The sequence below is a fragment of the Rhizobium sp. WW_1 genome, from assembly GCF_003610155.1.
Taxonomy (GTDB): Bacteria; Pseudomonadota; Alphaproteobacteria; order Rhizobiales; family Rhizobiaceae; genus Rhizobium; species Rhizobium tropici_A.
Genome location: NZ_RAIN01000001.1, coordinates 1,203,413 through 1,222,965, shown reverse-complemented (window position 1 = coordinate 1,222,965; position 19,553 = coordinate 1,203,413). Strand labels below are relative to the sequence as shown.

The window sequence follows — 19,553 nt, the reverse complement described above, 5'->3', positions numbered from 1 at the left end:
GGCTGACGGGCTGGACGCAACTCGTCGCGCCACAACCGTTCACTGCATCGGTCGTTTCCAGGGAAATGGTGCTGCCGCACGAGAGCTGGATTGAGCTTACACCTTCCGCTGCAGGCGGCAGAAGAAAAAGCCGTCCGTATCGGTGGAGGCGGGCGTCAGCGTAATGGTCTTGCCGTCCGAGGAGCGGGGCTGCGGGGCGTCCTTGCCGAACAGCTTCTCCCAGGAACTCAAGGTTTCCGCCACTTCGAAGTCCGGATTCTGGGCGGCGAAACGGTTGACCTGCGCCTCGTTCTCTTCCGGCAAAACGGAACAGGTGACATAGAGCAGTGCTCCGCCGGGCCGGACAAATTCGCCGGCTTGCGCTAGCGCTTCCTGCTGCTGACTGGTGCGCTCGTCGAGGTTCTTCTGTGTCAGCCGCCATTTCGTGTCGGGACGGCGGCGCCAGGTGCCTGTGCCGGTGCAGGGGGCATCGACCAACACCTTGTCGAACTTGCCGCGCAGTTGCAGCAGGCCGTTGCGCTCGTCATGGACCTGGACATTGCGGGTTCCGGCCCGCTTCAGCCGTTCGATGATCGGCGCCAGTCGCCGCCGGTCGCTGTCATAGGCGTGGACCTGGCCCTTGTTGTGCATCGCCGCCGACATGGCGAGCGTCTTGCCGCCGCCGCCGGCGCAATAATCGAGCACCTGATCGCCCTCTTCGGGCAGGACCAGATCGGCGACGATCTGCGAACCCTCGTCCTGCACCTCGAACCAGCCTTTCTGAAAGGAAAGCTCGGCGGTGACATTCGGCAGGCGGGACGCACCTTCGCCGGCAGGGATACGGATGCCGAAGCGGGCGATCTTCGATGCCTGGCCGCCGGCGCGCTCCAGCGCTTTTACGACTTTGGCGCGGTCCGCCTTCAGCGCATTGGCGCGAAGATCGAGCGTCGGGCGCTCGGAAAGCGCCTGCGCTTCCGAGAGCCAGCTATCGCCGAAGGCTTGGCGGAAGGATGGCTCGACCCATTCGGGAATATCGCCCTGGATATGGAGCGGGGCGTCTTCGAGCTTGCGGGCGGCAAACGCCGCCAGTGTCTCGGCGCTTGGCGCCTCCGGCGCAAATTTATCGCCGTCGAGTTCGGCAGCCAGCGCCTCGGGCGTCAGGCCCCATTGACGAAAGAGCACGGCATGGGCGAGCGCCGACGGACTATCGTCTCCCATCAGCCAGGCGTGAGAAAGCCGCATGCGCAGGGCGTCATAGACGATGTTGCCGATCGCGGCCCTGTCGCCGGACCCGGCGAAGCGATGAGCAAGACCCCAATCCTTCAGGGCGTCAGCCACCGGTCGCTTGCGCGCTTCGATATCGGCAAGAACTTCGATGGCCCCCTGCAATCGGCCGCCCAGACGCATTCACACTCTCCTGCTTGCGCATGATCCGGAACTCACTGGAGCTCATCTCGGGAACCTGCGCCCTACCAAAATCGCTGACGACTAACCATTCCGCGCGATGATACCATGCTGCGGATTTCGAGACGTCTCAACCGCGTGGTAGCCGCGATTGACCGAGAGAGCAAGCGTCATGCCGATTTGCCGGTTATCCCGGCACCGGCGATTACTTCGAAGCGACGACCTCGTAACAGACCTTGGCGGTGCCCGAAGCGACCATGCCGATGTTCTGTGCGGCAGCGCGGGAGAGATCGAGGACGCGTCCGCGAATGAAAGGCCCACGGTCGTTGATGCGAACGACGACGCTGCGGCCATTGTGCTTGTTGGTGACCCGAAGGCGCGTGCCGAAGGCAAGCGAGCGATGGGCTGCAGTAAGATTTTTGGAACTCATACGTTCCCCGGAAGCAGTTCGGGAGCTTCCCCCGTACCATGAAGCGCCTCCGCAGCCAGCGGCTGCAAATGCCGGTGTCGAAACGACAGCAAAGGAGGCGGATATAGTTGCGGCGATCGCCAATGAACGTACGATTTTCTTCAAACCGATTTTTCCCTCAAGCTATTGAACTTGCGCCTTGGGTAGGCGGCGGGGCTTAAATCCGGCCAAAAATGGCGAAAAAGTGCCATCGATGATCACGGAATGTTACGGACTGTAACATTTGTGATGATCGGCAAATACTATGACTATTCAGTGAGTTTGCTTGATTGTGGAAAAAACCCAATAAAATCAGTTAAAAATAGAACGAATTTTCTCGCACCTATCCCGCAATGCCAAGGATCACGAAAATTGGAAAAATAATTTTCCGACTTTGCCATAATCGCTGCCGCATTTGTGCAATTTTAGAGGTCGTTAACCATAAATGCGGAGTAAATTGAACTAAACCAGCCGGCTAAGTAGGAATTTTCGTGCGATTCCGCTTGGCGTGGGGAGCAGTTTCTCAGCCCCGCCACTCTCCGGAGGACCACAATTCGGCAAGCGACATGCGATACTCAGGGTAGCGAAAGGGAAAGCCGAGCGCCCGCAGTTTTGCGTTCGAAACGCGCTTGTTCTCGCCGTAGAAGGAGCGGGCCATTGGTGTCAGCTCGGCGGTTTCGAAGGGCTGCTCCGGCGGCGGCTCGATGCCCATCAGACGGGCAGCCTCTGCGACCACATCCTGCGGCGGCGCGGGCTCGTCGTCGGTGACATTATATATGCCACCGAGTTTGCGCTCGGAGAGAAAATGGGCACAGGCGCCGATATCCTCGACGCGGATACGGTTGAAGACCTGGTTCGCCTTGATGAGTCGCCGGGCAGTTCCCCTTTCCAGATTGCAGAAGGCGTTGCGGCCGGGGCCGTAAATGCCGGAAAGCCGGAGAACGGCGACGGGGAGGTTCAGCCTGATGCCGACCCGCAGCCAGCCGTCTTCCGCCTCGACCCGCTCGACGGAACGGTCGGCAATCGGATGCAGCGAGGTCAGCTCGGTGACCCAGGCGCCCTTGTGGTCGCCGTAGACGCCAACAGTCGAGAGGTAGCAGATCCATTCCAGCTTCGGCATCAGTGCCTTGAGATTGAGCTGTGCCAGCCGCAGTAGCGGGTCGCCCGATTTGCCCGGCGAAATAGACTGGACGAGATGTGTCGCGGACTTCATCGCTTCAGCCAAAGCCGGATCGAGCGTCTCGCCATCGAAGACGAAGGCCTCGATGCTCTGCTTCTTCAATAATGCCGCATTGTCGGCGGAGCGGGTCGTGCCGGAGATACGAATGCCGGAGCCGGCAAAGGCCTTGGCGATGGCCGTTCCGGAATAGCCGCAGCCGAAAATCATTACGTGCATTATAATACCCCCGCCAATTTCCATTCCGCGCGAACCTCTTCGTCCGCTTCGGCACCTCTTTGTGCCGCAAAAGCGCTGAACTCGCCAGCCGTCATCAGCCGCGACAATGCCCATATGGCCATGCCGCGCACGACGGGCGAGGGATCTCCGACCAACTCACGACATCTTTCCATAAGGGAACGTTCGCCCGAATTGCCGGCCGCGATGAGGACGTTGCGGACGAACCGGTCCCGGCCGATGCGTTTGACCGGCGAGCCGCTGAAGAACGTCCGGAAGGTCGCGTCGTCGAGATCAAGCAGAAAAGCGATCGACGGCTCCTTGAGATCCTCCCGCGCGGCCAGCTTCATTTCCGAGGCGGCGCTTGCGAACTTGTTCCAGGGGCAGGCGGCAAGGCAGTCGTCGCAGCCATAGATGCGGTTGCCTATCATCGGCCGCAACTCTGGATCGATCGGCTCCTTATGCTCGATGGTCAGGTAGGAAATGCAGCGGCGCGCATCGAGCTGATAGGGGGCCGGGAAGGCCGATGTCGGGCAGGCGTCGAGACAGGCCCGACAGGAGCCGCAATGATCGACTTCGGGCTCGTCCGGCTCCAGATCGGCCGTGGTGAACATCGAGCCGAGGAAGAGCCAGGAGCCGAAGGCGCGGCTGACGAGATTGGTGTGCTTGCCCTGCCAGCCGAGACCGGCCGCGCCGGCAAGCGGCTTCTCCATCACGGGCGCCGTGTCGACGAAAACCTTGACATCCTCTTTCGAGCGCGCAGCGAACCGCGTGGCAATTTCCTTCAGCCGCCCCTTGATGACGTCATGATAATCGCGGTTTCGGGCATAGACGGAGATTGCCGCCTTGTCCTTCTTCTCCAGAATGCCGCGTGGATCTTCGTCAGGACCATAATTGAGGCCGAAGACGGCGATGGAGCGGGTTTCGCTCCAGAGCACGCGCGGATCGCCTCTACGGTCGCGCGTTTCCTCCATCCAGCCCATGGTGCCGTGATGGCCCTTGTCGAGGAATTGCCCGAGACGGACGGCAGCTTCGGGGATGGCGTCCGGCCTTGTGATGCGACAGAGATCGAAACCCTGGGCACGCGCTTCCTCGCGCAGGAACGCGGTCAGAGCGCTTCGTCGCTTGTCAGCTTTTTCCGCTTCGCGGTCATCGGGCATATCGAGCCCTCGTCAGAACAATTCCAGGAAAAGTGCGTTAGCAGCTTTCCGTCCGGAATTGCGTGAAAAAGAGAGATGAAGCGCTTTCGCTGTTCGAGGAAATGCGAAATCGCTCTAGAAATCCAGATCGGCGTAGTGCGAAACGGGAGTGACGCCGCGCACGCGCTCCGCCAGGATCGGCCGGAAGGACGGGCGGGATTTCAGCCGCTGATACCATTCCTTGGCGATCGGCGATTCCGTCCAGTCGATCTCGCCGAGATAATCCAGCACGGAAACCGAAGCGGCCGCGGCAAGGTCGGCATAGCTCAGCCGTTCGCCGGCGAGCCACTGCCGGGAGCCGGCGAGCCAGGAGAGATACTTCATGTGCTGGCGGATATTGCCGCGCGCCATGCGCATGACCTTGGAATCGGGCGCGCCGCCGCCCTGTTCGGCGGTCATCTGCAGCTTGAACACGCGCTCGCGCGTCAGCGGCCGCGTCACGTCCTGCTCCATCTTTTGCATGAACCATTCCGTCAGCCGGCGGATCTCAGCGCGCTGGAACGGATCTTCGGCAAGAAGCCGGCGGTCGCGCTTCAGGACGCCATGGGTTTCGTCGAGATATTCGGAAATGACCGAGGCGCCACAGAGCGCACGCATGCTGTCATCGACATAGACAGGCAAGGTGCCGGCGGGGTTGAGAGCCAGGAAATCGCGTCGCTTTTCCCAGGTCTGTTCCTCGATCAGCTCCGTCTGGTAGCCATATTCCGTCAGGATCAGACGAACGAACCGGGAGGAAGATGACATTGGGTGATGATACAGCGTCGGCATTGGTACTCGGGTGTTTCTGATTGATGATATGGAGTCTTTTTGGGTCGCGATCCTGCGCCCCTAGTCTTTTGTCATCGGTTGAAGCTATAGGATCTCGGCCTAGTTTGCACAAGCGAATCGAGCCGCCCTGCCGTTAGACAAAGGACACGATATGGCTGAACAAATTATTATCGCGCTGATTTTGGGCCTTGTGGAGGGGCTTACGGAGTTCATTCCGGTCTCCTCGACAGGCCATTTGATACTGCTCGGACATTTTCTCGGCTTCCAGTCGACCGGCACTTTTGAAGTCTTGATCCAGCTCGGCGCGATTCTCGCCATTCTGCTTGTCTATTTCAATCGCCTCGTTCAGATCGCCAAGGCGCTCCCCGTCAGCGTCAAGGCGCGCCACTTCGTTCTGGCCGTTCTGTTCGGCTTTCTGCCGGCCGCCGTCATCGGCGCGCTGGCGCATGATTTCATCAAGACCGTGCTGTTCAACTCGCCAAAGGTGATCTGTATCTCACTGATCCTCGGCGGTATCGTCCTGCTCGTCGTCGACAAGATCCAGTTCAAGCCCAAATACACCAGCGCCTACGAGTTTTCCTGGCCGATGGCGGTCAAGATCGGCTTCTTCCAGTGCCTGGCGATGATTCCCGGAACGTCGCGCTCCGGCTCCACCATCGTCGGCGCCTTGCTGCTCGGTGCCGACAAGCGTTCGGCCGCCGAATTTTCCTTCTTCCTCGCCATGCCGACGATGGTCGGGGCTTTCACCCTGGATTTGTGGAAGAGCCGCAACGATCTCAGCTTTGCCGATGGTCAGCTGATCGTCATCGGCTTTGTCATGGCGTTCTTCTCGGCGCTGCTCGTGGTGCGCGCCCTGCTCGATTTCGTATCTCGCCGTGGCTACGCCCCCTTTGCATGGTGGCGCATCGGCGTCGGTACGGTCGGCCTAATCGGGATCTACTTCGGCTGAGGCCGATCATCATCCGATCTGCAGATCTGAAAAAACGAAGGCCGGTGAAAACCGGCCTTTTTCATACCCGATCAGTTCGGGGAGGAAGCGTCGATGGAACCCGTGGTGCAGGGGTCGACGCCGTAGGTCGGCGCACATTCGCCCTTGATCGAGGCGATGCTGCCGCGGGCCACGAAAGAGCCGGCCAGAATCACCAGTGCCGCGCACGCAAACAGAAGCGCGATAGACTTGCCCATCGAAGAATGCCTTTCCGCAGAAGTGTGAAGCGCGCCACGGACCGGTTCGTTGTCCAAGCCTGAGACGCGCGGCTGTGTTAGTCAGTGAAATGATGAATAGCAATAAATGTTCATATTAAATTTGACGTTAATGCTACTATTTCCAGACTGCGTCTTTTGAGCAACGCTAAGCTGTGAATGAAGAGGTTTTGCCAGCGTCTTGAAGTGCGTCTTTGTCGTCTTCAGGCAACAAAAACGCCGCGCGGCAAAGTCGGGCGGCGTATGGATTTCGCGGAACTGCCGAATCGCTTAGGCGGCTTTGCCGGAACCGGTAAACTGGCCCTGCGGGCGATAGCGCACGAGATAGGACGGCAGCACGGAGACGAGCAGCGTCGGCAAGAGGCCGATGCCCTTCAACGTACGTCCTTCCGCTTCCGCCTGCTTGGAAACGACATTGTCGCTCTTCAAGAGGGTTACCTGGTCAGGGGTGATCGGCGGCTTGATGAGCGGCACCAGAGAAGCGATCGAGCCGATCAGCGAGGCCAAGCCGAAGGGGATGGAGACAAGCGCCTTCTTGCGGTTGATGACGGAAAGCGTGGTCTCGAGACAGTCGCGGAAGGAGAGCACTTCCGGGCCGCCGAGTTCGTAGGTCGTGCCGGCCTTCAGCTTGCCGTCGACGCTGCGGGCGACTGCTTCGGCGATATCCTGAACGTAAACCGGCTGGAATTTCGTCTTACCGCCGCCGATCAGCGGCAGGAAGGGTGCCGTGCGCGACATGTCGGCGAACTTGTTGAAGAACTCGTCTTCCGGACCGAAAACGATCGAAGGACGCAGGATGACCGCGTCCGGCTTGATCGACAGGATGGCGGTTTCGGCGCGGGCCTTGCTGCGGGCATAGGCCGAAGGCGATTTGGCATCGGCGCTGAGGGCGGAAATATGCGTCAGCGATGCGCCGACGTTGCGTGCGGCTTCGGCAATCGCCTTGGCGCCGAATTCCTGCACGGCGTCGAAGGTGTTGCGGCCGCTCTCGGCGAGAATGCCGACGCAGTTGACGACATGCTGCGCGCCTTCGACGGCGCGATCGATGGAGTTGCGATAGCGCACATTAGCCTGAACGATGGAGATCTGACCGAGATTGCCGAGCGGTATCAGGAAGCCGGCAAGATCGGGACGGCGCACGGCGACACGGATGCGATAGCCGCGCTTGGCAAGCGCACGCACGGTGTGTCGCCCGATGAAGCCTGATCCTCCAAACACGGTCACGAGCGGCGGGAGGTTGGACAGGGTCATGGCAGGCTCCTCGAAAGGCTTTGATGGGCTGATCTGGTTTCGTCTTAGCCCATCCGAGCGCCGAGGTGAAGTGCTATCGCGCTGCATCGCAGCGTCGGCTTTTCAAAGGGTTTAAACCCCTTCGACGACGACCATTTCAGCGTCTGCCACCTGCTGGCGGATCTTGGCGGCGATCTGGTATTCCGGCGAGTTGTAGCAATCGACGGCATGCTGCAGCGATGGAAACTCGATGACGACGTTGCGGCCGCGCGCTGTGCCTTCGAGCGGTGTGAAGGCACCACCGCGGGCAAGGAAATTCGCGCCGTATTTCTCGAAAGCTGGTTTTGCGGCGGCAACGTAATCCTTGTAGCGCTCGGCGTCGCGGACATCCACGCGCGCGATCCAGTATCCCTTTGCCATATCTGCCTCCCTGTTTGCTGTAGTCGTTTAAAGCGCGGCGTCGATCTCGGCGAGGATGGCGCGGGCCGCCTCCTTCGGATCGGCGGCCTTGACGATAGGTCTTGCGACGACGAGATGGCTCGATCCGGCCTTGATGGCAGCGGCTGGCGTCATCACCCGCTTCTGGTCGCCCTTGTCACTGCCGGCGGGGCGGATGCCGGGGGTCACCAGCGCCATGTCGGGGCCGATGATCTTGCGGACTGCGGCGGATTCTTCGGCCGAGCAGACGATCCCGCCCATGCCGGCGAGATGCGCCTGTTCGGCCCGGCGCAGCACCAGCGTATGCGGATCATATTCATAGCCGGCGGCGATGAGATCCTGTTCATCCATCGAGGTCAGCACCGTGACGCCGAGCAGGCAGAGCTCCGATCCCTTGGCCGCTTCGACGGCCGCCTTCATCGCCTTCGGATAGGCGTGCAGCGTCAGCATCGACATGCCCATCTTCACGATGTTCTCCACGCCGGACGCGACCGTGTTGTCGATGTCGAGCAGCTTCATGTCGAGAAAGATCTTCTTGCCGCTGGCGGCGAGATCGCGCGCGAATTCCAGGCCGCCGGCAAAGGCGAGCTGATAACCGATCTTGTAATAGAGGATATCGTCGCCGAGGGCGCCGACCACTTTCTCGGCCTCCTGAAGGTTTGGAACATCCAGTCCAACGATCAAGCGGTCGCGTGCGGTCATATCAAGCCCATCCCATCCAGTCTTCCATGGGTGTCCAGTCGCATGAGATGGCGCGGTTCGCAAGATCGAAACAGAAAAGATTGCCGCCGCCGGGTGGCTGATCGCCCTGCCGCGCGATCGGCTTTCCCTCCAGATGGCATTTCAGCAGCGTGCCGACGCCGCCGTGACCGACGAAGGCGATCGGCACGCTCGGGTCGTGTCGCGCAAGAACGGCCTCCACATTGGAGACGATCCTTGCCTGCGCGTCGATGGCGCGCTCCCAGCCCTTGAAGCTCTCATGCGGATTGGCGAAGAACCAGTCGGCCGCCTTTTCGAATTCCGGCGGGGCCAGAAAACCCGTGGCGCTGCGGTCGTTTTCGTGCGTGGCCTCGATGATCTCGATAGCCGCGCCGCTTGCTGCCGCCAAAGCCTCGGCCGTTTCGATCGCCTTGCGCTCGCCGCTGGAAACGATGAGCCCGAGCTGGCTGGCCCACGGGCGGCTTGCCGCCAGCCGTGCTCGCTCGGCGCCTATTTCGGACAGTCCCCATTGCGGAACAGGCACGTTCGGATCGATGCGCACCTGTGGGTGCGTGATATAGAGAGCGTACATGGATTGTCTCAGTGATAGGTTCAGCCGCGGGTGTAGACCCAGAGCTGGGCCGGCGGAATGTTGCGGACAATGAAGTCGTAGTGGCGAATGTGGTAGCGATCCGGTTTGGCGATGATCGGCGAGACCGGTCCGTAGGAGATCTGCACCATCGGCCGACCGGGCGGCATGCGGTCAAGCAGGCTTTCCAGCAAGGCAACGCGCGCCTTCATCGGGAAATTGAGAAGCGGAATGCCCGAGACGACGGAATCGAAGGTCTGTCCGCGCAGCACGCCAAGCGTCGTATCGAGATCGAAGGCGTCGCCATTGATGAAGTTGACGCCCGGGTAGCGGCGCACGAGATGATTGTAGAAATCGGTCGAATATTCGATGGCGACCAGATTCTGCGGCTCGACGCCGCGCCCGAGAATAGCCTTGGTGATCGCCCCTGTTCCCGGCCCGAGCTCCAGCACGGGCAGGCCGGATTGCGGGTTGATGACGCCAGCCATCTTGCGGGCCGTGATCGATGAGGTGGGAGCGATCGACCCGACGGTCTTCGGCCCCTGCATCATGCCCTTGAAGAAACGAATCTCCTCGTCGAACTTCTTGCCCAGCCGTTCCTTGAGACGCAGCGCCATGCTCTTCCCCACCAGATGTTACCGTCGCGACTTACATATTGCTTCTCTACGGTCTTGCAACGGAATGACGCAATAACAAGAGAAAATGTCGCAATCCGCAAAGGACCAAATAAAAGCGCCCTAGCGTTGAAGAAACGCATGAAAGGGCGCTTTGGTTTCGTTAGACGCGCATCGGCATCAATACATAAAGTGCGTCGTCGCCGGCCGTGTCGCGGATGAGTGTCGGCGAGCCGGCATCGGCCAGCAGGAACACGGCAGAATCGCCCGAAAGCTGTGCGGTGATGTCGAGCAGGTACTTGGCGTTGAAGCCGATTTCCATCGGGTCCATCTCGTAACCGACAGCGACTTCTTCCGTCGCGCTGCCTGAATCCGGGTTGTTGACGGTCAGCAGCAGCTGGCCATCCGACAGCGCCAACTTGACGGCGCGGCCGCGCTCCGACGAGATCGTCGAAACACGATCCACTGCCTGGGCGAAGCTCTGGCAATCGACCCGCATTTCCTTGTCGTTATTGGCCGGGATGACGCGCTGATAGTCCGGGAAGGTGCCGTCGATCAGCTTCGACGTCATGACGATGGAGCCGATCGTCAGGCGGATCTTCGCATCGGAGACTTCGACGGTGACGACCGTATCCGGCGAATCCACCAGCTTCTGCAGTTCGCCTACCGTCTTGCGCGGGATGATGATGCCGGGCATGCCCTCGGAGCCCGAAGGGGCGCTGACATCGGCGCGCGCCAGACGATGGCCGTCCGTGGCGACGGCTCTCAGCTTCAGGTCGCCGCCGCTTTCGATCGTGTGGAAGAAAATGCCGTTCAGGTAGTAGCGCGTCTCTTCGGTGGAAATCGCAAACTGCGTGCGGTCGATCAACATCTTCAGATCGGCTGCCTTCAGCTTGAAGGAGTGGCTGAAGCTGCCGGCGGTGAGATCCGGGAAATCGGATTCCGGCAGGCATTGCAGCGAGAATTTTGAGCGGCCCGAGGCAACCGTCATCGAGCTGCCGTCGGCATTGGTGGCCAGCAGCACTTCCGAGCCATCGGACAGTTTGCGCACGATGTCGTAAAGCAGATGCGCGGGAACCGTGGTGGCGCCGGCCTGCTCGACATTGGCGGGCGTCGCCTCGGTGATTTCGAGGTCGAGGTCGGTCGCCTTCATGTCGAGGCTCGTACCGTCGGCCTTCAGCAGCACGTTGGACAGGATCGGGATCGTGTTGCGACGCTCGACCACGCGATGTACGTGGTTCAGCGACTTCAGGAGGTTCGACCGCTCAATTGTAATACGCATGGATGCTACCGCTTTCGACCGTGACTTGCCGGGCGGCCCGAGGCGCCCGAGCGACATGTTTTCGGACGAGGCCCGAAAGATTGGACAGGCAACTTGGCAGACTTCTCCACCCGAATGCAAGGGGCATGGATCAATTGCGAAGCGCCAATTCGACATTTCGTCGACAATGCTCCACAGGAATTGCACCGCTCTTGCCGTCGGCGCACGCCTCGCCCATAAAGGCTGCCTATTCCAAACGAATTCAGGGCAGGCATGAGCGAAGAGCAATCCAGCGGCGGGACGCGCAGTTTCCGCCTGCATAACAACCAGATTCCGGCCCGTCCTCTCGAGCCGGCGCTCTATCTCGTCGCCACGCCGATCGGCAATCTCGGTGACATCACGCTGAGGGCGCTGGAGACGCTGGCCGGCGCGGACGTTCTGGCTTGCGAGGACACGCGCGTCACCCGCGTTCTGCTCGATCGCTACGGTATCCAGAACAAGCCCTATGCCTATCACGAGCACAATGCCGACGAGGCCGGCCCCCGGCTGCTGCAGGCCTTGGAAGCAGGACGGTCTGTGGCGCTGGTGTCGGATGCCGGCACGCCGCTCGTCTCCGACCCCGGCTACCGTCTTGCGGTGCAGGCGATCGAGGCGGGCTATAAGGTCGTTCCCATTCCCGGCGCCTCGGCGCCGCTTGCAGCCCTCGTCGGCTCCGGCCTTCCCAACGATGCTTTCTTCTTTGCCGGCTTCCTGCCCGCCAAGGACAAGGGCAGGCGCGACAGGCTGGCCGAGCTCGCAGCAGTGCCTGCCACCCTCATCTTTTTTGAATCGCCGCATCGCATCGCCGCGACCCTTGCCGCCGCTGCCGATGTGCTCGGCGGTGAGCGCGCGGGCGCCGTCTGCCGCGAGCTGACGAAGACCTTCGAGGAGTTCCGGCGCGGCACGTTGTCCGAACTCGCCGCATTCTATGACGCCGTCGACAATGTGAAGGGCGAGATCGTCTGGCTCGTCGGCCCGCCTGCCGAAAGCGTCGCGGCGGAGGCCGATGTCGATGCCATTCTCGCCGATCTCTCAGGGACGATGCCGACGGCCAAGGCGGCAACGGAAGCAGCGCGTCTCACCGGCCTACCGCGAAAGGAGCTTTACCAGCGCCTGCTCGACATGAAGGAGCGCCATGCCTGATACGGGCGAAAGGCTGAAGCGGCAAAAGGCCTGGCGGCGCGGCCATGTCGCCGAATATCTCGCCGCCGCCTTCCTGATGCTCAAGGGCTACCGCATCATGGCCATCCGCCATCGTACCAAGCTCGGCGAAATCGATATCGTCGCCCGCAAGGGCGATCTCGCCGTCTTCGTCGAGGTCAAATCGAGGAGCGGCGCGCAGGAGGCGATAGACGCCGTTTCCTTCTCCTCGCAGAGGCGCATCCGTGCAGCCAGCGATCTCTGGCTTGCCCGCCAGCCTGATTTCGCTCGCCTCTCGCAACGCTATGACATCGTCGCCATGCTGCCCGGCCGCTGGCCGCAGCATTTTCCCGATGCGTTTTGACGGCGCCGTTACAGGACCGTCACAAAATCAGCCTATTGCCGGGCAACCGGCGCCTGCGATTATGTCGCCGGCGTTCACAATCCCATTGCGACAGGCCCCCATTATGATCCGTAACACCGCTTCCGCTTTCACCGTTCCCTCGCAGGAGGAGCGTAAGAGCTTCGTTTCTCTGGAAAAAACTCCGGCCGTTCATGCCGAGAAGCTCGCATCGCTCGCCTGCCTAAATACGGTGCGCATCGGCGGGGGGGCCGCCAAGGTCGAGGCTTTGGCCTTCCCCTTTACGGTCGCCGCCTGGAACCTCGAGCGCTGCCTGTTTCCAGAGGAAAGCGCTGCCAAGCTGCGGGAAACCGGTGCACCGTTGATCCTGCTGTCGGAGATGGATCTGGGTATGGCCCGCACCGAACAGCGCGACCCCACGGCCGTGATTGCCGATGAACTCGGTATGAACCATGCCTATGGCGTCGAATTCCTGGAGCTCAGTCTCGGCTCGGAAATCGAGCGCTCCTTCTGCCATGACGATTTCAACGAAAAGGGCTTTCATGGCAATGCGCTGATGGCCTCCGTCGCCCTGAAGGATGCATTCATGATCCGTCTGCCGGGCGAAGCCGTCTGGTTCAACGACAGCAACGAGCAGCCGCGCATCGGCGATCGCTGCGCGGTCGGCGCCATCGTCGAGACGGAGGCCGGCCCAATGGTCGCTGTTTCCGTTCATCTCGAAAGTGTGGCGACTGCTGCCTATCGCGAGCGGCAAATGGCGGCGCTGATTGATGCGGTCGAGGCCTTCGCGCCCGGCCTGCCGATCCTGATCGGCGGCGATCTCAACACCGGCAATCACACTGGCGGCGATTATTCGACCGATACGCTGTTTGCCATGGCCGAGGGTCGCGGTTTCGAATGCCACGGCGGCCCGCTCGATCAGACGAGCACGCGCCCGAGCCTGATCACCCGCTTTCCAGATCGTACCATGAAGCTCGACTGGTTCATCACCCGCGGCCTGAAGATTGGCGAAAGCCATCTTGTTTCTTCCCTCAACGGAGAGGACAAGCCGCTTTCAGATCACGACATGATCGTTTGCACAATCGAAGGTTTTTCCGTCTGATCGTTGCAATCGTTAAAATGCACCGGATTTCATGAACCGCACCGTTACCCCTTCCATGCGATGAGATTGTAGACGCGCATGGAATTTGGGGGATTGCATGGTCTTGAAACTGATGTTGGCGAGCATGGCGGCCTTTGCCGCGCGTGCCGTTCCGGTCGTGGTCGCGATGCCGCAGTCGAAGAGCTTTGTGGCCGGCGCCAGCGGCGAGATGGAAATGAAGCCGTCGCCGATCGAGCGCTCCTGGATCCTGGCGGGCAATCCCGTTGCCCGCATCGCCGAGCATTCGCGCGGGCAGGACGATGCCGCGATGACGGCGCTGTGGGATTGTACAGCGGGCGAGTTCCGCTGGTATTTCGGCTGGGACGAAACGGTGATGATCCTCGAAGGCGAGGTACACATCACCACGGAAGACGGTGTCGAGCGCACGCTGCATGCCGGCGACGTCGCCTATTTTGCCGGCGGCACCTGGGCGACATGGCGCATCGATCGCTACCTGCGCAAGGTCGCCTTTCTGCGCAAGCCGTTCCCCAAGCCTTTGACGATGGCCTATCGCCTGCGCAATCTCGTCCGGCAGGGCAACGCGCAGGGCCTCGCCGCCTGAGCGCGGCCAGCCACGGCGGAAGAAATTCCGCGCGAAGACATCCTTGACGGAAGTCCTTGAATAGCCGTTGCGTTTGCGGGCGGGCCGACCTACATCTGTCCGCAAATCCGAGCGAGGGCTGACTATGGCTGGTATCAAGAATGTTGCGGTCCAGATGGACCATGTCCGGAGCATCAATATCGCGGGCGACTCGACCTTCGCCATGAGCCTCGAGGCGCAGAACCGCGGCTACAAGCTCTTCCATTACACGCCCGAGCGGCTGAGCATGCGCGACGGCAAGGTCTATGCCTCCGTCGAGCCGATGATCCTGCGCGATGTCAAGGGCGATCACTTCGAGCTCGGCGAGCCCGAGCGCGTCGACCTCTCGACCATGGACGTGGTGCTGCTGCGTCAGGACCCGCCATTCGACATGGCCTATATCACCTCGACGCATCTGCTGGAGCGCATCCACCCGAAGACGCTCGTCGTCAATGATCCGGCCTGGGTGCGCAACTCGCCGGAAAAGATCTTCGTCACCGAATTTGCCGATCTGATGCCGAAGACGCTGATCACCCGCGATGCCGGCGAAATCCGCCGCTTCCGCGAGGAGATGGGCGACATCATCCTGAAGCCGCTTTATGGCAATGGCGGTGCCGGCGTTTTCCACTCGACGCGCGACGACCGCAATCTCTCGTCGCTGCTCGAAATGTTCGGCCAGCTCTTCCGCGAGCCCTTCATCGCCCAGCAATACCTTCCTGACGTTCGCAAGGGCGATAAGCGCATCATCCTGGTCGATGGCGAAGCCGTCGGCGCGATCAACCGCGTGCCGGCCGAGCATGACGCCCGCTCCAACATGCATGTCGGCGGCCGCGCCGAAGCGACCGAACTGACAGCGCGCGAGAAGGAAATCTGCGCCCGCATCGGACCGGCCTTGAGGGAACGCGGCTTCCTGCTCGTCGGCATCGACGTCATCGGCGACTACATGACCGAGATCAACGTGACCTCGCCGACCGGAATCCGCGAGGTCAAGCGCTTCGGCGGCGCCGATATCGCCAGCCTGCTCTGGGATGCGATCGAAGCCAAGCGGGCCTGAAAACTACCTTTCCCTTCGGCCGGCGAGGTCGTTTCCGGTCTCGCCGCGCGCTATATCGTGATGCCCATCCGCCTGCAGGTCAGGATGACCGCTGACTGTCCGGTGGTGCTTTCGTCCGCAATGACGATCGGCACGAAGCCGAAAAGCGGCTTCACGTTGACCATCATTCCGACATAGGGCCGTTTGCTCACGATGCCGCTGTAGCCGCCCATGGCGGTGAGCGTGCCGCAGACGCTGACATGGCCTTTGCTGTTTTTGGAAGCGGCCATCGGCCCGAAGAGCAGGAGTCCTTCATAAGGCAGCTGCTCGCGCAGACCCTTTTCCACCGCTCTGGTTTCCCTGGCGCTCAATTCATAGGGTGCACCCCTTTCCAGATTATCCCCGCTATCGATGGATTGGCAGCCGGCCAAAATAGCGCTCATCAGAAGGGATATCGATATCGCAAGTTTCATAATTTGCCTCGATTGCTGAAGCGTCCCTTCGTTCTTTTATTGTTCTTGTTTCATTCCATCTTTTCTGCCAGATTGCAACCCATGGTCTGCTGTGAAAGATTGATAGCGGTAAACGGGTTGGATGAGGGCAGGGGATGGTAGCGCGCGTCAGTACGGTGGCGTTTCAGGGGATTGAAGGCGTACCCGTCGAAGTGCAGGTAATGATCGCGCCCGGCAAGGTGCTGATGCACATCGTCGGCCTGCCGGACAAGGCTGTTGCCGAGAGCCGGGAGAGGGTTCAGGCAGCGCTGCACGCTTCCGGCCTCGCACTGCCGCCGAAGAAAGTGACAGTCAATCTTGCGCCGGCAGATTTGCCGAAAGAAGGTAGCCATTTCGATCTTGCCATCGCGCTCGGTCTGATGGCATCGCTCGGCGCGATCCCGGCTGACGCTTTGTCGTCCTATACCGTCATCGGCGAACTCAATCTCGATGGCACGATCGCGCCCGTTGCCGGCGCGCTTCCCGCGGCAATCGCTGCCAACGCCATGGGCAAGGGGCTGATCTGCCCGGCCGAAAGCGGGCCGGAAGCCGCCTGGGCCGGCAAGGAGATCGATATTCTGGCGCCGCGCAGCCTGATCGCGCTTGCCAATCATTTCCGCGGCACGCAGGTGCTGTCAAGGCCGGAACCCTCTATTCGCGCCAGCGCGGCCAACCTGCCCGATCTCGCCGACATCAAGGGGCAGGAAAGCGCCAAGCGCGCGTTGGAAGTGGCGGCCGCCGGCGGCCATAATCTGCTTTTCGTCGGGCCGCCCGGCTCCGGCAAGTCGATGCTCGCCTCGCGCCTGCCGTCGATCCTGCCGCCACTGTCGACGAACGAATTGCTTGAAGTGTCGATGATCCATTCGATCGCCGGCCAGCTTTCCGGCGGCAAGCTCTCCGATCGGCGGCCCTATCGCGCGCCGCATCATTCGGCGACCATGGCGGCGCTCGTCGGCGGCGGCCTGCGTGCCCGGCCGGGCGAGGTCTCGCTTGCTCATCACGGCGTTCTGTTCCTGGACGAACTGCCGGAGTTTTCGCCACAGGCGCTCGATGCGCTGCGCCAGCCGTTGGAAACAGGCGAATGTGTTATTGCGAGAGCAAATCACCGCGTTGCCTATCCCGCCGGCATTCAGCTCGTGGCGGCGATGAACCCGTGCCGCTGCGGCATGGCCGGCGAACCGGGACATACATGTGCCCGCGGGCCGCGTTGCGCGAGCGATTATCAGGGCCGTATCTCGGGCCCCTTGCTGGATCGCATCGATATCCGCATAGACGTGCCGGCGGTCTCCGCCGCCGACCTCATCCGGCCGACAGCCTCGGAGAGCAGTGCGGATGTCGCACTCCGCGTCGCCCGTGCCCGCGAGCGGCAGCGCGAGCGTTTCGAAAGGGCCGGCATGAAGGATGTCAGCACCAATGCCCGCTGCTCAACCGCGATGATCGAAACCATCGCCGAGCCTGATGCCGCCGGCCTGCAATTGCTGCGCGATGCCGCCGAGAAGATGAAGTTCTCCGCGCGCGGCTATCATCGAATCCTCAAGGTCGCGCGCACGCTCGCCGATCTCGACGACAAGCCGACGGTCGGGCGCATCCATCTCGCCGAGGCCATCTCCTATCGTATCGCAGGCGAGCGGCTGACTGCACATGTCTGACAATCCGGAGCTGAGGCGACAGAGTGTTGTCTTCGGCCTGTCCGAATAAAAAAGGGGCGCCACAGCACCCCTTTCTCAATCAGTTTATCGTAGCTCGTTTCAGCCGCCCAGCCCTTCGAACAGCGCCGTCGACAGATAGCGCTCGGCGAAGGAGGGGATGATGACGACGATGGTCTTGCCTTCGTTTTCAGGGCGCTGGCCGACCTTGATCGCTGCCGTCAGCGCTGCGCCGGAGGAAATACCAACAGGCACGCCTTCCAGCTTTGCCACGAGCCGCGCCTGCTGGAACGCCTCGTCATTGCTGACGGTGACCACTTCGTCATAGACATGCGTGTCGAGAACCTTCGGCGCGAAGCCGGCACCGATGCCCTGGATCTTGTGCGGGCCGGGGTTGCCGCCCGACAGAACCGGCGAATCCGTCGGTTCGACGGCGATGACCTTGATGTCGGGCTTGCGGGCCTTCAGCACCTGGCCGACGCCGGTGATCGTGCCGCCGGTGCCGATACCCGACACGAAGATATCGACCTTGCCCTCGGTATCGTTCCAGATTTCCTCGGCCGTCGTCTTGCGATGGATTTCCGGGTTGGCGGGATTTTCGAACTGCTGCGGAATGATGGCGTCCGGCAGCGACGAGGCCAGTTCTTCAGCCTTGGCGATCGCGCCCTTCATGCCCTTCGGGCCCTCGGTCAGCACCAGTTCGGCGCCGAGCAGCGCCAGCATCTTGCGGCGCTCGATCGACATGGTTTCCGGCATGGTCAGGATCAGCCGGTAGCCCTTGGCGGCAGCAGCGAAAGCGAGCGCGATGCCTGTGTTGCCGGAGGTCGGCTCGATCAGCACGGTCCGGCCGGGGGCGATCTTGCCCTGCGCTTCCAGGCTTTCGATCATGGCGACGCCAATGCGGTCCTTGACCGAAGCGATGGGATTGAAGAATTCGAGCTTTGCCAGGAGGTTGGCCTTGACGCCCTTTTCCTTTGCCAGCTTGTCGAGACGGACGATCGGCGTGTCGCCGATGGTCTCGGTGATCGAGGCATAGACGCGGCCGCGGCCGGGTTTGCGGGTGTCGGACATGGATAGCTCTCCCTACATTGGAATTATGCGGTGACAATAGGATCAAACGCCTGCGGAAACCAGAGTGCGGAGACGTCCCCCGCACAAGGCTCGTGAGAAAAGAATCTCTGAGAGGGCATGTTTTTGGATGTTTTTTTCAGGCGGCGCGTGCGGCGATGAAAGCAGCGGTGGCGGCGAGGATGCTCGCGGCGAGCCGGTTCAGGATCTGCAGCGCCCGCGGCCTCTTGAGAAAGGTGCGTGCCCGTGACGCAAGAAGCATGTAGGGCACGAGAACGATCAGGAGGATGACGAACGTCGCCGCAACCAGGATCGCATATTCGCGCAAGCCGATGTTGCCGATGTCGATCAGTGTCGGCACCAGCGCGATATAGAAAAGCATGGTCTTGGGATTGCCGAGCGTGACGAGCAGGCCGGAGAGGAAGGACATGCCGGCGCTGTTGGATTTCCTTGCGGCGATATCTGCGGCCAGCAGGCCTGCCGTCCAGAGTTTCCAGGCGATGTAGCCGAGATAAAGCGCGCCGGCGATCTTGATGACGATGAAGACCTCGGTGAAGGCTTCAGCCACGAAGGCAAGGCCGAGGATCACGGCAGTCAGGTAGATGGTGTCGCCGAGCACGAGCCCTAGGCCCATGAAGAAAGTCTCGCGAAAGCCGGAGCCAAGCGCCCGCGCCACGATCGCGGTAATACCCGGACCGGGAATGGCGGCGGCGATGAAGAGAGCGCCGCAATAGGCAAGCAGGGCCGCGAGCGTCATGAAATTTTCCTCCTGGGATGGTATTCGCCCTATCGTACCACCTTTGCGTTTTCAAGCGATTGCGCCGGTGCT

22 protein-coding genes are annotated in these 19,553 nt (G+C 61.4%); 7 read left to right on the top strand and 15 right to left on the bottom strand.

The window, feature by feature from the left end; all coding sequences use genetic code 11:
* Positions 1-96: 96 nt before the first annotated feature.
* The 5 genes from BJ928_RS05875 to BJ928_RS05850 form a co-directional block, all read right to left on the bottom strand.
* Positions 97-1,386 carry an RsmB/NOP family class I SAM-dependent RNA methyltransferase gene (locus BJ928_RS05875; RefSeq protein WP_047628472.1) on the bottom strand — a complete coding sequence of 430 codons (1,290 nt, stop codon included), beginning with the start codon at positions 1,384-1,386 and terminating at the stop codon, positions 97-99.
* Positions 1,387-1,588: 202 nt separating this feature from the next.
* Complete coding sequence (locus BJ928_RS05870; protein WP_047628471.1) at positions 1,589-1,957, bottom strand: septal ring lytic transglycosylase RlpA family protein; 369 nt, start codon at positions 1,955-1,957, stop codon at positions 1,589-1,591.
* Between the two features lie 397 nt (positions 1,958-2,354).
* Positions 2,355-3,227, bottom strand: coding sequence for an SDR family oxidoreductase (locus tag BJ928_RS05865; RefSeq protein WP_047628470.1), 873 nt, complete (start codon positions 3,225-3,227; stop codon positions 2,355-2,357).
* Positions 3,227-4,384, bottom strand: coding sequence for a tRNA epoxyqueuosine(34) reductase QueG (gene queG / locus BJ928_RS05860; RefSeq protein ID WP_047628469.1), 1,158 nt, complete (start codon positions 4,382-4,384; stop codon positions 3,227-3,229). The genes BJ928_RS05865 and queG overlap by 1 nt, the downstream gene beginning before the upstream one ends.
* Positions 4,385-4,498: 114 nt before the next feature.
* Complete coding sequence (locus BJ928_RS05850; RefSeq protein ID WP_047628468.1) at positions 4,499-5,191, bottom strand: glutathione S-transferase family protein; 693 nt, start codon at positions 5,189-5,191, stop codon at positions 4,499-4,501.
* Between the two features lie 151 nt (positions 5,192-5,342).
* Here BJ928_RS05850 and BJ928_RS05845 point away from each other — a divergent pair, with 151 nt between their 5' ends.
* Entirely contained in the window at positions 5,343-6,140 is a 798-nt protein-coding gene (locus BJ928_RS05845; RefSeq protein ID WP_047628466.1) for an undecaprenyl-diphosphate phosphatase, read from the top strand.
* Positions 6,141-6,211: 71 nt separating this feature from the next.
* Here BJ928_RS05845 and BJ928_RS38725 read toward each other — a convergent pair whose 3' ends face one another.
* From BJ928_RS38725 to dnaN, 7 genes are all read right to left on the bottom strand, one after another.
* Positions 6,212-6,376, bottom strand: coding sequence for a hypothetical protein (locus tag BJ928_RS38725; protein ID WP_047628464.1), 165 nt, complete (start codon positions 6,374-6,376; stop codon positions 6,212-6,214).
* Between the two features lie 288 nt (positions 6,377-6,664).
* A complete protein-coding gene (locus BJ928_RS05840; protein ID WP_047628462.1) occupies positions 6,665-7,645 on the bottom strand; it encodes a complex I NDUFA9 subunit family protein in 981 nt (326 codons plus the stop codon).
* Positions 7,646-7,756: 111 nt separating this feature from the next.
* Complete coding sequence (locus BJ928_RS05835; RefSeq protein WP_047628461.1) at positions 7,757-8,044, bottom strand: DUF1330 domain-containing protein; 288 nt, start codon at positions 8,042-8,044, stop codon at positions 7,757-7,759.
* A 27-nt stretch (positions 8,045-8,071) separates the two neighbouring features.
* Positions 8,072-8,764, bottom strand: coding sequence for an orotidine-5'-phosphate decarboxylase (gene pyrF / locus BJ928_RS05830; protein ID WP_047628459.1), 693 nt, complete (start codon positions 8,762-8,764; stop codon positions 8,072-8,074).
* A gap of 1 nt (position 8,765) precedes the next feature.
* Complete coding sequence (locus tag BJ928_RS05825) at positions 8,766-9,353, bottom strand: histidine phosphatase family protein (RefSeq protein ID WP_047628458.1); 588 nt, start codon at positions 9,351-9,353, stop codon at positions 8,766-8,768.
* 20 nt (positions 9,354-9,373) lie between these two features.
* Positions 9,374-9,967: a phospholipid N-methyltransferase PmtA gene (gene pmtA / locus BJ928_RS05820; protein WP_047628456.1), complete on the bottom strand. Its 594-nt coding sequence runs from the start codon at positions 9,965-9,967 to the stop codon at positions 9,374-9,376.
* 160 nt (positions 9,968-10,127) lie between these two features.
* Complete coding sequence (gene dnaN, locus BJ928_RS05815; protein WP_348628199.1) at positions 10,128-11,303, bottom strand: DNA polymerase III subunit beta; 1,176 nt, start codon at positions 11,301-11,303, stop codon at positions 10,128-10,130.
* A gap of 195 nt (positions 11,304-11,498) precedes the next feature.
* Between dnaN and rsmI the strand changes: the two genes are divergently transcribed.
* From rsmI to gshB, 5 genes are all read left to right on the top strand, one after another.
* Positions 11,499-12,407: a 16S rRNA (cytidine(1402)-2'-O)-methyltransferase gene (gene rsmI, locus BJ928_RS05810; protein WP_047628454.1), complete on the top strand. Its 909-nt coding sequence runs from the start codon at positions 11,499-11,501 to the stop codon at positions 12,405-12,407.
* Entirely contained in the window at positions 12,400-12,768 is a 369-nt protein-coding gene (locus BJ928_RS05805; RefSeq protein WP_047628453.1) for a YraN family protein, read from the top strand. The genes rsmI and BJ928_RS05805 overlap by 8 nt, the downstream gene beginning before the upstream one ends.
* Before the next feature lie 103 nt (positions 12,769-12,871).
* A complete protein-coding gene (locus tag BJ928_RS05800; protein ID WP_047628452.1) occupies positions 12,872-13,867 on the top strand; it encodes an endonuclease/exonuclease/phosphatase family protein in 996 nt (331 codons plus the stop codon).
* Positions 13,868-13,964: 97 nt separating this feature from the next.
* The gene (locus tag BJ928_RS05795; RefSeq protein ID WP_047628451.1) at positions 13,965-14,468 is read left to right on the top strand and encodes a cupin domain-containing protein; all 504 of its coding nucleotides are present in this window, start codon (positions 13,965-13,967) and stop codon (positions 14,466-14,468) included.
* 124 nt (positions 14,469-14,592) lie between these two features.
* Positions 14,593-15,540, top strand: coding sequence for a glutathione synthase (gshB, locus tag BJ928_RS05790; RefSeq protein ID WP_047628449.1), 948 nt, complete (start codon positions 14,593-14,595; stop codon positions 15,538-15,540).
* Positions 15,541-15,590: 50 nt separating this feature from the next.
* On the opposite strand, the gene BJ928_RS05785 is transcribed toward gshB, so the two are convergent.
* Positions 15,591-15,962, bottom strand: coding sequence for a hypothetical protein (locus tag BJ928_RS05785; RefSeq protein ID WP_147413889.1), 372 nt, complete (start codon positions 15,960-15,962; stop codon positions 15,591-15,593).
* 164 nt (positions 15,963-16,126) lie between these two features.
* On the opposite strand from BJ928_RS05785, the gene BJ928_RS05780 reads away from it, so the two are divergent.
* Positions 16,127-17,659, top strand: coding sequence for a YifB family Mg chelatase-like AAA ATPase (locus BJ928_RS05780; RefSeq protein WP_047628444.1), 1,533 nt, complete (start codon positions 16,127-16,129; stop codon positions 17,657-17,659).
* 99 nt (positions 17,660-17,758) lie between these two features.
* On the opposite strand, the gene cysK is transcribed toward BJ928_RS05780, so the two are convergent.
* Both cysK and BJ928_RS05770 read right to left on the bottom strand, forming a co-directional pair.
* Entirely contained in the window at positions 17,759-18,727 is a 969-nt protein-coding gene (gene cysK, locus BJ928_RS05775; RefSeq protein ID WP_047628442.1) for a cysteine synthase A, read from the bottom strand.
* A gap of 136 nt (positions 18,728-18,863) precedes the next feature.
* Positions 18,864-19,481, bottom strand: a complete 618-nt coding sequence (locus BJ928_RS05770; protein ID WP_047628441.1) for a LysE family translocator — start codon at positions 19,479-19,481, stop codon at positions 18,864-18,866.
* Between the last annotated feature and the right edge of the window lie 72 nt (positions 19,482-19,553).

What these genes read in the sequence shown, in the direction of transcription:
- dnaN (WP_348628199.1), bottom strand. Translation starts at nt 11,303, where the DNA reads ATGTCGCTCGGGCGCCTCGGGCCGCCCGGCAAGTCACGGTCGAAAGCG.
- BJ928_RS05825 (WP_047628458.1), bottom strand. Translation starts at nt 9,353, where the DNA reads ATGTACGCTCTCTATATCACGCACCCACAGGTGCGCATCGATCCGAAC.
- BJ928_RS05835 (WP_047628461.1), bottom strand. Translation starts at nt 8,044, where the DNA reads ATGGCAAAGGGATACTGGATCGCGCGCGTGGATGTCCGCGACGCCGAG.
- BJ928_RS05770 (WP_047628441.1), bottom strand. Translation starts at nt 19,481, where the DNA reads ATGACGCTCGCGGCCCTGCTTGCCTATTGCGGCGCTCTCTTCATCGCC.
- BJ928_RS05875 (WP_047628472.1), bottom strand. Translation starts at nt 1,386, where the DNA reads ATGCGTCTGGGCGGCCGATTGCAGGGGGCCATCGAAGTTCTTGCCGAT.
- cysK (WP_047628442.1), bottom strand. Translation starts at nt 18,727, where the DNA reads ATGTCCGACACCCGCAAACCCGGCCGCGGCCGCGTCTATGCCTCGATC.
- BJ928_RS05785 (WP_147413889.1), bottom strand. Translation starts at nt 15,962, where the DNA reads ATGAGCGCTATTTTGGCCGGCTGCCAATCCATCGATAGCGGGGATAAT.
- BJ928_RS05800 (WP_047628452.1), top strand. Translation starts at nt 12,872, where the DNA reads ATGATCCGTAACACCGCTTCCGCTTTCACCGTTCCCTCGCAGGAGGAG.
- queG (WP_047628469.1), bottom strand. Translation starts at nt 4,384, where the DNA reads ATGCCCGATGACCGCGAAGCGGAAAAAGCTGACAAGCGACGAAGCGCT.
- BJ928_RS05865 (WP_047628470.1), bottom strand. Translation starts at nt 3,227, where the DNA reads ATGCACGTAATGATTTTCGGCTGCGGCTATTCCGGAACGGCCATCGCC.
- rsmI (WP_047628454.1), top strand. Translation starts at nt 11,499, where the DNA reads ATGAGCGAAGAGCAATCCAGCGGCGGGACGCGCAGTTTCCGCCTGCAT.
- BJ928_RS38725 (WP_047628464.1), bottom strand. Translation starts at nt 6,376, where the DNA reads ATGGGCAAGTCTATCGCGCTTCTGTTTGCGTGCGCGGCACTGGTGATT.
- pmtA (WP_047628456.1), bottom strand. Translation starts at nt 9,967, where the DNA reads ATGGCGCTGCGTCTCAAGGAACGGCTGGGCAAGAAGTTCGACGAGGAG.
- gshB (WP_047628449.1), top strand. Translation starts at nt 14,593, where the DNA reads ATGGCTGGTATCAAGAATGTTGCGGTCCAGATGGACCATGTCCGGAGC.
- pyrF (WP_047628459.1), bottom strand. Translation starts at nt 8,764, where the DNA reads ATGACCGCACGCGACCGCTTGATCGTTGGACTGGATGTTCCAAACCTT.
- BJ928_RS05780 (WP_047628444.1), top strand. Translation starts at nt 16,127, where the DNA reads ATGGTAGCGCGCGTCAGTACGGTGGCGTTTCAGGGGATTGAAGGCGTA.
- BJ928_RS05795 (WP_047628451.1), top strand. Translation starts at nt 13,965, where the DNA reads ATGGTCTTGAAACTGATGTTGGCGAGCATGGCGGCCTTTGCCGCGCGT.
- BJ928_RS05840 (WP_047628462.1), bottom strand. Translation starts at nt 7,645, where the DNA reads ATGACCCTGTCCAACCTCCCGCCGCTCGTGACCGTGTTTGGAGGATCA.
- BJ928_RS05845 (WP_047628466.1), top strand. Translation starts at nt 5,343, where the DNA reads ATGGCTGAACAAATTATTATCGCGCTGATTTTGGGCCTTGTGGAGGGG.
- BJ928_RS05805 (WP_047628453.1), top strand. Translation starts at nt 12,400, where the DNA reads ATGCCTGATACGGGCGAAAGGCTGAAGCGGCAAAAGGCCTGGCGGCGC.
- BJ928_RS05850 (WP_047628468.1), bottom strand. Translation starts at nt 5,191, where the DNA reads ATGCCGACGCTGTATCATCACCCAATGTCATCTTCCTCCCGGTTCGTT.